Source organism: Paraburkholderia phenazinium (assembly GCF_900141745.1).
In the GTDB taxonomy this organism is placed as follows: Bacteria; Pseudomonadota; Gammaproteobacteria; order Burkholderiales; family Burkholderiaceae; genus Paraburkholderia; species Paraburkholderia phenazinium_B.
On sequence record NZ_FSRM01000002.1, the window covers coordinates 2,728,232 to 2,742,694 of the forward strand.

The 14,463-nt window shown below is 63.7% G+C and carries 11 protein-coding genes; 5 read left to right on the forward strand and 6 right to left on the reverse strand.

The features are described from left to right. Positions 1-76: 76 nt before the first annotated feature. Together BUS06_RS32100 and BUS06_RS32105 are read left to right on the forward strand one after the other, a co-directional pair. Positions 77-1,486 (forward strand): sensor histidine kinase, encoded by a 1,410-nt coding sequence (locus BUS06_RS32100; protein WP_074268332.1) that lies wholly within the window; start codon positions 77-79, stop codon positions 1,484-1,486. After that, positions 1,483-2,154, forward strand: coding sequence for a response regulator transcription factor (locus BUS06_RS32105; RefSeq protein WP_074268333.1), 672 nt, complete (start codon positions 1,483-1,485; stop codon positions 2,152-2,154). The genes BUS06_RS32100 and BUS06_RS32105 overlap by 4 nt, the downstream gene beginning before the upstream one ends. A gap of 20 nt (positions 2,155-2,174) precedes the next feature. Here BUS06_RS32105 and BUS06_RS32110 read toward each other — a convergent pair whose 3' ends face one another. Then, complete coding sequence (locus tag BUS06_RS32110; protein ID WP_074268334.1) at positions 2,175-3,668, reverse strand: sensor domain-containing diguanylate cyclase; 1,494 nt, start codon at positions 3,666-3,668, stop codon at positions 2,175-2,177. Between the two features lie 142 nt (positions 3,669-3,810). Here BUS06_RS32110 and BUS06_RS32115 point away from each other — a divergent pair, with 142 nt between their 5' ends. Then, positions 3,811-4,746, forward strand: coding sequence for a 2-hydroxyacid dehydrogenase (locus tag BUS06_RS32115; protein WP_074268335.1), 936 nt, complete (start codon positions 3,811-3,813; stop codon positions 4,744-4,746). A 46-nt stretch (positions 4,747-4,792) separates the two neighbouring features. Here the strand turns inward: BUS06_RS32115 and BUS06_RS32120 are convergent, their stop codons facing one another. Genes BUS06_RS32120 through BUS06_RS32130 form a run of 3 tightly spaced genes read right to left on the reverse strand, consistent with a single transcriptional unit; the run spans position 4,793 to position 10,061 of the window. Further along, the gene (locus BUS06_RS32120; protein ID WP_074269417.1) at positions 4,793-7,630 is read right to left on the reverse strand and encodes an Hsp70 family protein; all 2,838 of its coding nucleotides are present in this window, start codon (positions 7,628-7,630) and stop codon (positions 4,793-4,795) included. Between the two features lie 5 nt (positions 7,631-7,635). Next, entirely contained in the window at positions 7,636-9,483 is a 1,848-nt protein-coding gene (locus BUS06_RS32125; RefSeq protein ID WP_074268336.1) for an Hsp70 family protein, read from the reverse strand. Next, positions 9,480-10,061 (reverse strand): DUF2760 domain-containing protein, encoded by a 582-nt coding sequence (locus tag BUS06_RS32130; protein ID WP_074268337.1) that lies wholly within the window; start codon positions 10,059-10,061, stop codon positions 9,480-9,482. Before BUS06_RS32130 ends, BUS06_RS32125 begins: the two co-directional genes overlap by 4 nt. Positions 10,062-10,916: 855 nt before the next feature. Between BUS06_RS32130 and BUS06_RS32135 the strand changes: the two genes are divergently transcribed. After that, a complete protein-coding gene (locus BUS06_RS32135; protein WP_074268338.1) occupies positions 10,917-11,342 on the forward strand; it encodes a nuclear transport factor 2 family protein in 426 nt (141 codons plus the stop codon). An 84-nt stretch (positions 11,343-11,426) separates the two neighbouring features. Here the strand turns inward: BUS06_RS32135 and BUS06_RS32140 are convergent, their stop codons facing one another. Then, positions 11,427-11,726 carry a DUF3331 domain-containing protein gene (locus BUS06_RS32140; RefSeq protein WP_074268339.1) on the reverse strand — a complete coding sequence of 100 codons (300 nt, stop codon included), beginning with the start codon at positions 11,724-11,726 and terminating at the stop codon, positions 11,427-11,429. A 344-nt stretch (positions 11,727-12,070) separates the two neighbouring features. On the opposite strand from BUS06_RS32140, the gene BUS06_RS32145 reads away from it, so the two are divergent. Next, positions 12,071-13,159 carry an AI-2E family transporter gene (locus BUS06_RS32145; protein ID WP_074268340.1) on the forward strand — a complete coding sequence of 363 codons (1,089 nt, stop codon included), beginning with the start codon at positions 12,071-12,073 and terminating at the stop codon, positions 13,157-13,159. A 76-nt stretch (positions 13,160-13,235) separates the two neighbouring features. Here the strand turns inward: BUS06_RS32145 and BUS06_RS32150 are convergent, their stop codons facing one another. Then, positions 13,236-14,345 carry an OpgC domain-containing protein gene (locus BUS06_RS32150; protein WP_074268341.1) on the reverse strand — a complete coding sequence of 370 codons (1,110 nt, stop codon included), beginning with the start codon at positions 14,343-14,345 and terminating at the stop codon, positions 13,236-13,238. Positions 14,346-14,463: the final 118 nt, after the last annotated feature.

Sequence of the window (14,463 nt, forward strand, 5' to 3'; positions counted from 1 at the left end):
GCGAGATCTCCCCGGTACGCACTTAAATGCGCCGGTGACGGTAATGAACGGGCTGGCTTGCCGCTGGCGAAGTCAAATGAAATCTTCTCTGAGAAATAACCTTGCCATCGCACTCGGCCTGCTGGTCAGCGCCGCGGCGATCGCGCAAGGCATCAGTTCCTATCAGTTGTGCCGCTCGGGGATGAGTGCGCTCCTCGATCTTCGGCTCGAGCAGGTCGCCGTGCGCATGCGCAATGGACTGGCGGACTCGATTCCGGCGACACCCGCGCGTGGCTCGCAACCCAGCCGCGATATCGTGATCACGATCCGCAAGCCGGGTGCCGAGGTACCGCTGCGTTCGACCGATCCATCGTTGCAGCTGCCGCAGGACGCCGCCGCAGGTTTGAGTTCGGATGACGTCAACGGCGAGCGCTGGCGAATCTACACGTTGCGCGACACCGGAAGCCTGATCCAGGTTGCGCAACGCTCATCCGTGCGCGAAGAGCTGGAACGCGAAGCGGCGCTGACGACCTTGTGGCCGACGCTCGTGCTGCTGCCGCTGGTGCTCGGCGCGGTGCTGCTGATCGTGCGAGTGTCGTTCCGCAAGATGAACCAGCTCGGCAACGAGGTTCAGGAGATCGACGCGTCGCGCCTGAGGCCGTTGCCATCGGCGGGCGTGCCGAGCGAGCTGCAGCCCTTCGTCGATTCGATCAACCGGATGATCGGGCGTCTCGCTCAATCGATCGAAGCGGAACGGAAGTTCATCGCGGATGCCGCACATGAACTGCGCACCCCGCTCACCGCGTTGCAGTTGCAGGCCGATAACCTGCAGCCGCATATCGTCCCCGGCAATCAGGAGCGCTTCAGCGAATTGCGAAGCGGGATCGGCAGAAGCAGTGCGTTGATCGCACAACTATTGCGGCTCGCGCGGGCGGATGCACCTTTGTCCGGCAGCACGATCGAGCCGACCGATGTTTCGGAGATCGTGGTCCAGGCGGTCTCCGATGTGTTGCCGATCGCCGCGGCGCGCGGGATAGATATTGGCGCAGAAGAGATGGTGCAGGACAGGGTCGCGGCGTCCGGTGCAGATGTCGCCATCGCCGTCAAAAATCTGGTGAGCAATGCGATCCGTTACACGCCGGATGGCGGCACGATAGATCTGCGGATGCGCACGGAAGGCACTATGCTGTGGGTCGAAGTAACGGATACAGGACCGGGCATCGCGCCGGAGTTGTTGCCGCGTGTGTTCGACCGCTTCTTTCGGGCCAATCTGGATATCGAAGGCACCGGTCTCGGGCTGTCGATCGTCAGGTCGATCACCCAGAAATACGGCGGCGATGCACAGATTCGCAACCGCAGCGACGGCCGCTCGGGGATCGTCGCTGCGGTCAGTTTTCCGCTGGCAGAGATGTGCACGGGAGCCTCCGGCCACGGTGCTGGAACAACGACGGGCAAGCTGGCTCAAGCAACGGGGGCGACCCGCTACCTGCATGGGAGAGACGTATGAGAGTCCTTCTGGTTGAAGACGATCTGCAGATCGGGCAAAGCCTGATGCGCGCACTCAAGGACGCGGACTATAGCGTCGACTGGGTGCGCGACGGCATCGCCGGGCGCGCGGCAATGGACGCGGCCGAATATACCGTCGTACTGCTCGATCTGGGTTTGCCCGGGCTGTCGGGAATCGAACTGCTGCGCTCGGCGCGAGCCGGCGGCAATCCCGTGCCGGTCCTGATTCTGACCGCACGCGACGATCTCGACTCGCGAATCGAAGGCCTGGATATTGGTGCGGACGACTATCTGCTCAAGCCCTTCGAAGTGGGCGAACTATTGGCGAGAATTCGCGCCGTGCTCCGCCGCAAGGCGGGGTATGCCGTATCGCGGCTCGGTGACGACACCATCAGCCTTAATCTCGACCAGCGCACGCTTACGTTCGGCGACAAGGTCGGCGCACTCTCCGCACGAGAATTCGCGCTGATGCATGCCTTGCTGGAGCACCCCGGCACGATATTCTCGCGCGCCCAGATCGAAGACAAGCTGTACGGATGGGGCAAGGAGGTCGAGAGCAATGCCGTCGACGTGCTGATCCACTCGGTGCGAAAAAAGTTTGGGCAAGACGTGATCCGCAACGTGCGCGGCCTCGGCTGGACCGTCATGCTGGGCAAGGCGGGCGCTTAGCCCGCTTCTAAGTCTTTGCCTCAGTCCTCGCTCGAACCAGCCTGGATCTGGCTCGCGTAAAACGCGCGTTTTTCGTCGTACATGAGCAGGTCCGCCCGCTGCACGACGGCCTCCAGCCGTTCACCGTGATGACAGGTTGCCGCTGCCATCGAGAAGCTCAATACCGAACCTGGGTAGAACTGATTGTTCATTTCCACCAGTTGTCGGATCGTGTCGATCATCGCGGCGCCACCACGCTCGTCGGTATTGGGCATCAGAATCGCGAATTCGTCGCCGCCGATCCGCGCTGCGTGAAACGGCGTTTCCAGCGCTTTTGCCAGTACTTCGCCGGCACGTCGCAGAAGTGCGTCGCCGGCAGCGTGGCCCAGTTGATCGTTGATCCGCTTCAGGCCGTTCAGATCCGCCATGATGACGGTGACAGGGAACGGGCCTTTGCGCTCGAGCCGGTTCAGTTCGTCGACATAGAACGAGCGGTTACGCAGCTTGGTCAGCACGTCGTGCTTGCCGAGAAACTCCAGATATGCCTCGGCTTTCTTGCGCGCAGTGATATCGGTGAGGGCCACCAGCACCAGATCCCAATCGCGCTCATGACCCGGCAGCACCGAGAATTGCAGGAGCACGTGCACCTCGCTGCCATCCAGCGAGTAATTGAGAACTTCGCGTTGCTGGAACAGCTTGCCGTCCCACAGATCGATCAACTGCTCGCGGAAATGCGGGCGCATGTCGTCACGAAACACATCCGGCAGCCTCGATAGCAGGGTCTGCTTGTCCGGTGCAGCGAACATGGCGAGCGTGTGCCGGTTCACGTCGAGTACGTGGATTTCCTGCATGCAGCGTTCGACGAACTCGGGATGGACGTCTGTGAACACCCGAAAATCCGCGATACCTGCTGCACGTGCTTCGTTCAGCAAACGTTTAACGGCGCTGAAATCCTCGACCCAGAGCGACACCGGCGATTCTTCGAACAGGCCGCGCGCATATTCTTCGGCGTGCGAAAGACGATGACGGGCGCCTTCCAGTTCGGTGACGTCCTCGAGCGATACCAGCACGCGGTCCCAGCGTTCTTCGTGGCCGGGCAGGACGGCGCCTTTGAGCAGCACGTCGAGCCGCCGGCCACCGAGCGTGTAATTGACGGTCTGGCTCGTGAAGCCTGGTGCGCCCGTCCACAACTGGCACAGCTCTTCGAGGTGGGTCTTCAGCATGTCGTCGCGAAACACGGTGCCGAGATTGCTGGTGAGCGTGCCCAAGCTGTCCGCTTCGAACATGGTCAGCGTCTTGCGGTTGACCTTGATGACACGGATGCTGTGCGCGCATTGCGCCACCCGCTCGGGATGAGCGCGGAAATGGGCACGCAGATCGGTCACGCCTTCGGCGCGCCAGGCGTCGAACAGTGCCCGCACCTCGCTGAAGTCTTCCAGCCAGAGCGAAATAGGCGCCAGCTCGAACATTTCCGAGTCGTCGCTCGGCTGCGCGTCGCCGCGCGGCGTGTCTTCAGCACCAAGGGTATCCAGCATGAGCAATCCGTATTCGAGAGTGCCGCTATTTTAAGGGGAACTCGGGTAGAGAAGCATGTAGCAAGCGCCAGCCAGCACGCCTTCCGGAGCCTTGTTACACTTTCCCGCGTCGCAGTTCCCCCTCAAACAACCGTTTCAGGCCATGACAAAACCTTACCTGCTGGTTTTGATTCTTCTGAAGGACGCCAGTCTTGCTGGCGTCAAGTCTGCTTATGAGGTCATCTATGCCCCCGATGAGGGCACGCGTACGGAAGCGATTGCCGCGCACGGCGAGAAGGTGCGCGCGGTCCTGACCAACGGCACCACGGGCCTGACAGCTGAAGAAATCGACCGGATGCCCAGGCTGGAATTCATCAGCGCGCTCGGCGCCGGCTACGAGAACATTGCTATCGACCATGCACGCAGCCGCAATATCGTCCTGGCCAATGGCGCGGGGACCAACGCCGCATGCGTCGCCGATCACGCTTTCGCGCTGCTGCTCGCGGTAGTGCGCGATGTGCCGCAGCTCGATCAGGCGACCCGCCAGGGCGTCTGGCGCGATACGCTGCCAATGCATCCGGGTGTGTCGGGCAAGCGGCTGGGCGTGCTCGGGCTGGGCCATATCGGCAGCAAGGTGGCGAAGCGCGGGGCAGGGTTCGATATGGAACTGGGATATCACAACCGTAAGCCGCGTGAAAGCGAGCCGATCCGCTACTTCGATAGTGTCACGGCGCTCGCACAGTGGTGCGACTTCCTCGTCGTCACGACGGTAGGTGGGCCGGGCACGCGGCATCTGATCGACAAGGCGGTGCTCGAGGCGTTGGGGCCGGACGGTTTCCTCGTGAACGTTTCGCGCGGCAGTGTCGTCGATACGGCGGCGTTGGCCGAGGCGTTGAGCGCCCGAACAATCGCAGGAGCCGGCCTCGATGTGTATGAAGGCGAGCCCGATCCGCCAAAAGCATTGATCGGACTACGCAACGTCGTGCTGACGCCGCACGTGGGCGGCAGGTCGCCGGAGGCGATCGCGGCGTCGCTGCAGAACTTTCTGGACAACGCGGCGAGGCATTTCGCGGGCGAGAAGGTGTTGACGCCGATCTGAGCTGTGGAGCTATGAGTGAGCGGCGGCCCTCGATACGCGCCGCCGTTCAGCCAATCAGCTTGAGCCCAGGCGGCAGCGACTCGCCGAAGACGCGTCCCTCATCGGCTTCGTCGAGTTCGACCGTCTCGCGGACCATCGTGATCCAGTTGGCCGGCGCGTGCGCGGTTTCGAGCCGTTTGATGACGCTCGCGCGGATTCCCGCAGACAGATCGCGCGACCGGTCACCCGTCATGCGAGCGATCTGTACCGCAGCGAATGCGGCCGGTTCGACCTTCCGCCAGTCGAGCGTGAGAATCGTCCCGAGCCATTGCTCTGCAATGTCCGGCGGAACGACGCTATGCGCGCTGCCATAGAAAGGCCGACGCGCACCGATACGGCCGACGGCCCACCATCCCTGATGATTCTCGGACGGCTTCGCGAGTCGCTCGATCAGTCGCGCACCGAGTTCGACCTTGCGTTCCGCAGGCACGCGTTCGAGCGACGCTTCGAGGCGCACCATATCGGCGTAACCGGACTTCGACGGATCGAACGGTAGTTTGGAGCGCGCCGTGCCGGCGGCCTGCATGAAGGCCACCGCGTCGAGCACATCGAGCTGTTCGCTCTCGCCCAGGCCGCCCGCTGCGCGGCGCCACAGCGTCCACCACTCCGACCAGACCTGGCTGTCGTTGATGTACTGAATGCCGTCGTCGAAGAGCGACCACAGTTGTTCGACACGCCACTCGTCGAGCGGATAGCCGAAGCCGGGACGCACGCAATACCCGGCCAGATTGAGCCAGAGACGCTCGTGATCCGCCGAGCGGCGCCGGCGTTTCGCACGTTCCCGCAGCGCGTTGAACAGTTCGCGCAGCAGCGCACTGTTCCAGCTTGCGCGTGGACCGAGGACCTGTTCCAGTTCGGCCCGTGTGCGCTTGACCTCCCTGGAGTCGACTTTCTGCGAGCGCGAGCCGAAGGCGCGATCGATCAGTTCGAGCGCTTTGGGCAGGGCAGGGTGCGGCGCTTCGCCGGACACGGTGACTTTGGCCTCGCCGCGGCGCAGCTGGAATTCGAGCAGCCAGCGCTGTGTGGCGTCGCTGGCATCGATACAGTGCATTTCCAGCGTGCCTACTTCGGTGAGCGAAGCGGCGAGCTGGACCGGTGTTTCTGCCGCCTGGCCCGAGCCGCGTGGGGCGACGACCGTGGCGATAGGCGGCAGGCGCACGAATTCGCCGAGGGGCAGTTCGGCCAGGTCACCCGGTTGCCACGCGGTGTCCGATACAGAGGACACCAGATGAAATTGCACAGGATGTCCGAGCCGTAGCGCGAAGGTGCGGTCGGCGAGGTGAATCTCGCGGCTTTCTTCGGTGCCGCGCGGCAGTACGCACACCCCGCGCAGCGTTTGCGGGTCTTCCTCCAGAACCAGGAAGTAGCTGCGTGGCGAGCCGCCGCCGATCCGCGGCGCCTGGCCGGCACGGGCGAGTGCGTAGGCTACCGCGCCGCGTGCCACGGCTACGTCGGGGTTGTCGTTGTGGAGGACGTGCAGAGGTTTGCCGCGCCAGGTGCCCAGCGTGGCGGCGAGACGTTCGGTAAGCGCCTCGGCGCGGAATACGCCGCCGTTGAGCAGCAACGTGTCGGGCACGGGCAATGTGTTTTCGCTTTCGTCAGCGGCCACTGATGAACCCAACGCCTCTCGCGACTGCGTCGCGAGCCGGCCCAGAAACGCCGCGACGTGCCGCGTGATTGCCGGGTCGCTCGCATAAGGCAAGCCGAATTCGACGATGGCGCCGCGCGGGCGCCCCGGCCGCGCATCTGCGGAAACGGCGGGGAAAAAGCCATCTACGACTATCCGCTCGACTTCCTCGCGCGTGATCTCCACCGTACGCGCGCCGCCGATCAGCTTCGAACCCGTACCCAGCAACGTGATCGATGCAGAGTCTGGCGCCCCGGGCCCCAGCAGCTGCTCTTTCGCGGCGCGGCAGCGCTCGACGAGCTGCGAGAGGCTCGTCGCCGACAGCCGCGACTGTGGCGTCGACAGCCGGCTCTCGGCGAGATGCGCCAGTGCGAGGTCCATGTTGTCGCCCCCGAGCATCAGGTGGTTGCCCACGCCGACGCGCGTGAGTTGGGGCTGACCGTCCTGCATCTGCACCTTGATCAGGGTGAAGTCGGTCGTGCCACCACCCACGTCGCAGATCAGTACGAGCCGCGTTTCGGCGAGCTCAGTGCCAAGCGAGCTGCGGTGCCGGAGCAGCCAGTCGTAGAAGGCTGCTTGCGGCTCTTCCAGCAGACGCAGCTTGGGCAGATGCGCCATGCGGGCTGCTTCGAGCGTCAGCGCGCGAGCACCGTCGTCGAACGAGGCGGGCACAGTGAGCACCACGTCCTGCTGTTCGAGAGGCGCATGTGGAAAGCGATGATTCCACGCGGAGCGCACGTGGGCCAGATAGCTGGCGCTGGCGGTGACGGGCGACACCTTGTCGATGTCGTCGCCGGCGCCCCATGGAAGAATCGCTGCTGTGCGGTCCACCGATGCATGCGACAGCCAGCTTTTCGCGCTTGCGACGAGGCGCCCCGGCACCTGAGCGCCGAGGCTGCGCGCGAGCCGGCCGATCACGGCGCGATGCGTTTCCGCGCTGTTCGCGCTGAGAGTGTGCCTGTTCGCAGCATGCGCGATATTCGCAGCCTTTGCAGCATCCGGCGCAGCAGCGGACCACGGCAACTGCAGATCGCCGTCGCTCAGTTCGCCGCGCGCAGCGTGATAACGCACCGACGGCAGCAGCGGTCGTGCCGCTACCTCACCGGGACCGACGAGCTGTTCGATCTCGAAGACGCGAATGTCCCCGGACCCCGCCTCGACATACGCGACGACCGTGTTGCTGGTGCCCAGATCGATCCCGACGAGGTACTGCTTCATCGTGTTCAAACGTTGGCGTTGCCGCGCACATCGAACTCGACTTTCCAACGCTCGCCCGTGCCGCGCGGGATGGCTTCCAGTTCGAGCGTGCCGGCTTCAGTGACGCGCGCATGCAGTTTCACCGGCACGATCTCGCCGGGGCTGCGGCCTTCGGGCGGCAACGTGGCCTGAATCTCGTCCAGCTCCTGCAATTCCTCCGGCGACCAGTAGTCGAGCAGCGTACCCACCTGGTCGTGACGCCGCACGGACGAACCGAAGAAGCGGAAGTGCACCGGCTCGCCGACGACGAGCCCAAACTCCTGCGCCGGCAATTCCGCCTCGGTGCCTTCTTCCATGCCGAACGGCGCGACGCACAGCGCCTGCACCGGCGGTTCGAGTCCCGGCACGGCGGGCATGGCGGATTCGACCGCGATATAGAAAGCCCGCGCGATGCCGCCGCGAATCCGCACGCCCTGGCCGCGCTTCACGTAGCCGTAGTAAGCCGCACCGCGCGCAACGGCGAGATCGAGATCCGCACCTTCGAGCAGACGCGCAGGCGCGGCGCCTTCCGCGGCAAGCCAGCCGTTGAGCGTCTGCAGAATGCGCTCGACCAGCAACGGCGACTTGAACACGCCACCGTTGAACAGCACCGCGGTGGGATGCAGGAAACTCGCGCCTTCCGGCTGCGCGCTTTGCAGACCGTCGAGTTCGGCGAGCGCCGCAACCTGACGGCCGAGGAACGCCGCCAGATGACGCGTGACGGCCGCGTCCTGCGCGTACGGCAAGCCCAGCTGCGTGAGGCCGACGCGGGCCCGGCTCACCGGACGCGCGCTGCTTTCGACCAGCGGAAAAAACCCATCCAGGATCGTCTGCGTCAGTTCCGTGCGGGTCAGTTCGGTGCGGATCGAGCCGCCAATCAGCTTGGCGCCGCGACTCGGTACAACGAGCGGCACAGCGTCGGTGGCGGCGTCGGTGAGGAGCGTCTCCTTGGCCGCGCGGCAGGCGTAGGTCAGCGCGCGCAGTTGCCACGGGTCAGGCTGCGTCCCCTGGGCGGCCAGTTTGCGAGCCACCACGTGGGCGAGGGCGAGGTCCATGTTGTCGCCGCCGAGGAGGATGTGTTCGCCCACGGCGACGCGATGCAGTTCGAGATTGCCTGCACGCTCGACTACCGCGATCAGCGACAGGTCGGTAGTGCCGCCGCCCACGTCGACGACGAGGATGATGTCGCCCACTCGGACCTGCTTGCGCCACTCGCCGCCGCTCTTCTGGATCCAGCTATACAGGGCGGCCTGCGGTTCTTCCAGCAGCGTCATGCCTGCATAACCCGCGGCCTGCGCAGCCTCGGCGGTCAATTCGCGCGCGGCCGGATCGAACGACGCGGGAATCGTGACGGTAATTTCCTGCTCGCTGAAAGGCGCGTCGGGATGGGCATGGTCCCACGCTTCGCGCAGATGTGCGAGGTAGCGAATCGAGGTTTCGAGCGGCGACACGCGTGTCACTTCAGGGGGCGCATCGTTGGGCAGAATCGCGGCGCGACGGTCGACGCCCGGATGGCACAGCCAGCTTTTCGCGCTCGACACGAGACGGATCGGCGTGCCGGCACCGCGGCTGCGCGCCATTTCGCCGACAGCGAAGTCGCGCTCGCCGGTCCACGGCAAACCGAGGTCGAACGGCGCCAGTTCGCTCGGATGCGGCAGGTAGAGGAACGAGGGCAACAGCGGCAGATTGTCGATCGTGGCCGGCGCGGTGAGTTGCGTGACCGGCAGGATTTCCTGAGTGGTCTTTTCGCCGTCGCTGGTGGCGAAGTCGACGTACGAGAGGGCGCAATGGGTTGTGCCCAGATCGATGCCGATCGAATAGCGCGGATCGCTCATAGCTCCACCTCGGCCGCTGCAATGATGGAGGTGTCATGGCTCGCGGCGAGCTTCGGCAGCCGCACGTCCTGAACGCGCCAGCCGCGATGGCTCAGGCTGCCGGTAAACGGCGCCTTGCCGACCACGTTGCCGGTCAGACGGACGGCGGTGGCGTCGAACCCTTCGGGCAGCGTCACACGGCTGCCTTCGGCCTCTTCGCGCACGGGACGGATCGTGAAATGCTCGCGCAGCACCGTGCGGCAGCCTCCATGCACGACGCGGGCGGCGGCGCCGATGTCCGCATCCGAGTAACCCGCCACGTCTTCTTCGACGAAGTCGATAAAACGCGCATCGCGCTGCAGCAAGCCTAGTAGCTGAAGGGCAGCGTCCGGGCTTGCCTGCTTCAGGGCGGGAACGGCAGGTTGCGGGGTGGGCGCAGGTGCTGGCGTTGCAACTGGTGCTGCCGTTGGTGCTGCTGTGGGCGCGCCGCTGCGCAGGCGCTGCACGCGGGCGGCGAACTCGCCGTCGCCGAGAATGCTGAAGAACGTTCCGACGGCCAGCGAAATCCTGCCGAGGAAAGACACGTTCGAGTCGGTCATAAAAGTGGCTCCTGAGGGGCTCTGTCAAAAGGACGAGCAGCCCTTGGGCAACGCCGGATCTGGCCGGGGTCGCCGCGGGTTATCGGGTTGCGGACATCGATGTGCGAAGCAGCATGGGCCGGCTCGCACATCGGTTGAATTGGCGGCCCGGATTGGGCATGGCCCATCGGGGCCTCGACTCGCATTTTACCTTCCGGGTGAGACTAGCCCAGGCAATGGCCTCGAACGCGGGAACGAGACGTTCTGCATGCTGCAACGCAGTGCAAATTTTACCGACCTGGAGTGCGGGCTGCGTCAAGATCGGGAAATTACTCATGAAGTATCTGCTGGGTTCGCCGATATCATGTGAGCGCATTCGTAACTGGCTGGGTCACGCGGCGGTCGGCGCCGCAGTTCACCCCCGGGCCGCGCTGGTCTCGGACGCAACCGGTCGTAGATGTTTGGCCGGTACCTCATTGCGAAGCACGCCCGCGCTGCTCATCGGCGCGCGAGGCGGACTTCATTTCAACGGCTTCGCGATGCGCCTGGCGCTCCTCGCCGACAGCGACCCGACAGCGACCCGACAGCGCGCCAAGCCGCGCTTCCACTTACCTTGTGACGAAGCGAGCATCCCGAACGAGTGCTCCGTTTCAATCTATAGTTCTCTCACCACTCGCGCAAAGCTTGCATCCGCAACCAGTTCGTATGCTGCTCGGGTATGGCCACCAGGTCTCTCGAGCGTTTTCTTGAACGCCTGAGCGGGGTTCGGTATAGTGGGCGGCACCATCGAGGCGTGGATTTACGAAGTTTCGATGATGAGGGTAAGCGGATCGTGCATGAAAAAATCGACACGTGTGCTTCGAGGAGTATCCATTGATGAAAAGAATAATTTGCCTGGCACTACTGAGCCTTGCGTGCATGAGTGCGATAGCGGAGACAGCGGACGAAGCCGGCGTCAGCGCCGCGGTACAGCGTTTGAACGCAGCGATGCTGGCTGGCAATGCGGATGAGATGAAAGCGGTGACATCGGAGGCCTTGAGCTACGGCCACTCGAATGGCGCCGTACAGGATCAGACGGTCTTCATCCAGACGATAGTGAGCGGTGGGACACGGTATCGAAGAATCGACTTGAGCAACACGAAGACGACGCTAGCAGGAGAGGATGCGATTGTCCGCGACCACTTTTCGGGCACGGTGGAGAGCGGAGGAAAGGTGGGCGAGGTCGAGCTCGAACAGTTGATGGTCTGGCAAAAACGCGATGGTGTATGGAAATTGCTGGCGCGTCAGGGATACAAACACTGAGCGGGCGCGTACAAAGCCCGAAGCCGCGGAACACCACCGGGAAATAGCGAGAACAACCCACGTGCAATAGTTGCACGCCCAACCTCAAGCCGCCTTCAACTCCCCAACCAGACTACACAAAGTCTCAACAGAAATCATAGCGGCAGCATTAGAAGGCGCCGGCCGCTCAGCCGGCTTAAATACTGCATCACCCCGCCGAATCTTCCGCCTTGACACAGCGCAAGTGCCGGAAGTATGAGCAGACCGCCGCCGCCACCGCTGCTCGCCGTAATGACAACGACCCGGCTCAACCCAGCGAATCACAAGCGTGGTATCAGAGCGCTCAAGAATCTCGATGCGTACGCCGTTGGCACCGTCAAGTGGCAAGGACTCTATGGTCTTCATCGTCGGCTCCGTATATGTGGTGTGCCGAATGTATTCCTGCGCGGGCCTTAGAGCCATTGTGCGCCGGTTGAAACACTGTTCTTGAATTAGCAATAATGCCACTTGACTTCAGTGGGGATACGAAAAGACGCGGGTTTGCGGGCAGTTAAGAGCGTGCTTTTTCTATAGAGCGAATTTTTGCAACGCAGTGTTGATCGCAGCGCGACGGACAGCGGGGGGAGTCGATGTGACGGAAGGGCGCGAGCGCTTCCTTTAAGATGTGAACATTGACGAGCAGAGCCGGGGCTAGTTTAACGGGTTTGCGTTTTTCCGGTCGGCTCGCGCGCACATCTCCCAGAGGTTACATGGCCACACGCCCACCCGCAGCATCTCCAACACCCCCGGAACTGGATCCGCCGAGCCGCCGGAAAATGCAGCAGGCGGCAACCGCACTGCTATACGCCGCCCTGGTGCTGCTGGCCTTGTGGGTCATCCGCGATTTCCTGCCGGCAGTCGGCTGGGCCGGCGTGATTGCCATCGCCCTGTGGCCGGTGCTGCGCAAAATCGAAAGCCACAGCTGGCTGTCCGGACGCACCACGCTGATCTCCGCCGTCCTGACAGTGGCGATTGCATTGCTGGTCGTGTTGCCGGTGGCAATGGGAATCGGGCAGGCAAGCCATGAAGCGCACGATGTGATCGAGTGGATCAAGAACGTGCAGGAAAACGGCATCGCGATGCCGGACATCGTCCAGCATCTGCCGTTCGGCGCACCGCAGATCACAGAATGGTGGCAGGCGAACCTTACCCAGCCGCTACGCGAGTCGCCCGCCATGAAAGGGCTGCACGGCGAAGCCGTCATGACCTTCGGCCGCCATTTCGGCGCGCGAGCCGCACACGGTCTGATGGTATTCGCTTTCATGCTGGTCACACTGTTTGTGATCTTTCAGGCCGGGCCGCGTCTGTCCGGCGCGCTGCTCAAGGGGGCACACCGCGCCCTTGGCAGCAACGGCGCGCAGCTTCTCGAACGGATGGCCTCCGCTGTGCGCGGCACAGTGGCCGGGCTCGTAGTGGTGGGGATCGGCGAGGGCGCACTGCTCGGTCTTGCCTACGAGATCGCTGGCCTGCCGCACGTTATCCTGCTCGGATTCGTCACGGCCGTGGCGGCCATGCTGCCGTTTTGCGCACCGCTCGTGTTCTGCGGCGCGGCGCTGTGGCTGTTCGCGCAGGGATCGGTGGCGTGGGCGATCGGGCTTGCTGTATTCGGCTTCGTGGTGGTGTTCATCGCAGAACACCTCGTGCGGCCGGTGATCATCGGTAATTCGACCCGCTTGCCGTTCCTGCTGGTGCTGTTCGGGATTCTCGGCGGCGCGGAGACTTTTGGGCTGCTGGGCCTGTTCATCGGTCCCGCGCTGATGACCGTGCTGATGGTGTTGTGGACGGACTGGGTGCGATAGCACGCTGACGAACACAGAGGCCGTCGTCACCCGCCAGGCGGGACAGCGGCGGCCGCTATTAACCGCGGCGGCCCGCTTATGTGGCGACTCCACTGCGCCGGATAGTCGAGCGCGCCACCAGCCGTTTAACCGGCTCGCAAACGCGCGCAACCCCGAACAGCGCGCCGACTGCGATTGCGTCGGCCAAAAGCCCAAGTGGTATGTCGAGATACCCGTCGGTGGCTGCATAGAGCAGCGAATCGACGACGAGCGAAATGGCTGCGCCCGCCACGAAGCAGATCAACCCTTTGCGTCCGATCATGCCGACCCACGGCAGCCACAGCGCGAGCTTGCGCACCCAGCCGAGCTGGATCAGGTAGGCGACGAGCCATGCGATCGCCAGAAAATTGCCGGCACGCAACCATGAGAGGCTTTGCTTGAAACTGCCGTCGAGCGGCGTTTGCTCGATAAACAGCTTGTAGTACGCCGCGGCCAGCGCGACGCCAAATGCCAGCACGTTGACGAGCCACCCCGCGCGGTGTGAGCTGATCTTCCGATACACGGGCTGGACCCGCGCCAGCACGCCAAGCACAAACAGCAGTTGCCAGGCGAGCGGATTGAAATTCCATTGAGCGTCTTCGATTGCCGGCAGATACGCATTCACGGATGGCGCCGCAGCCCAAAGCGCGAGGCTCCCTGCCAGCAGCCACCATGGCCGGCGCTGCGCGAGCGGCAGGACCAGCGGCACGCTCAGCGCGAACAGCGCATACATGGGCAGCACCGACGCCAGATAAGGCTGACGCCGCAACAGCACGATGTCGCGCAGGGCCATAAGCGGCGCATCGATAAAGTCGTCGAGATCGTCGGAGGTCAGATTGGGCGCGTCGATGCTGAAGGCGATCAGAACGGCGCTGACCAGCAGCATCAGGCCGGCGGTGACGAGGAAGGCCCGATAGATCTCCAGCGAACGCCGCAGAAAACGGTGGCGCGCGGCTGCCTCGGTGCGGCGCAGGGCGAGCGTGGCGTAAGCGGTTGCGGTGGCAAAGCCGCCGAGGAATACGAACACCTCGGCTGCATCGCACAGCGCGTAGGCGTGCAACGTGACGCGCGAGAGGATGCTGCCGCCGATGTGATCGACCACGATAAACAGCAGGACCAGTCCGCGAAAGAAATCGAGTTCGAGCAGACGGGAGGATGACTTTTGCATTGCATACCGCGCAGGGGATTTTAAACGGGACCAGCGGCCGAGATTGTTGTTCTGCCAAACGGGGGTGGTTTCTTTCGAAATTATTTCATGTTCTTACGAAAAGGTGTGCGAGAGCGGC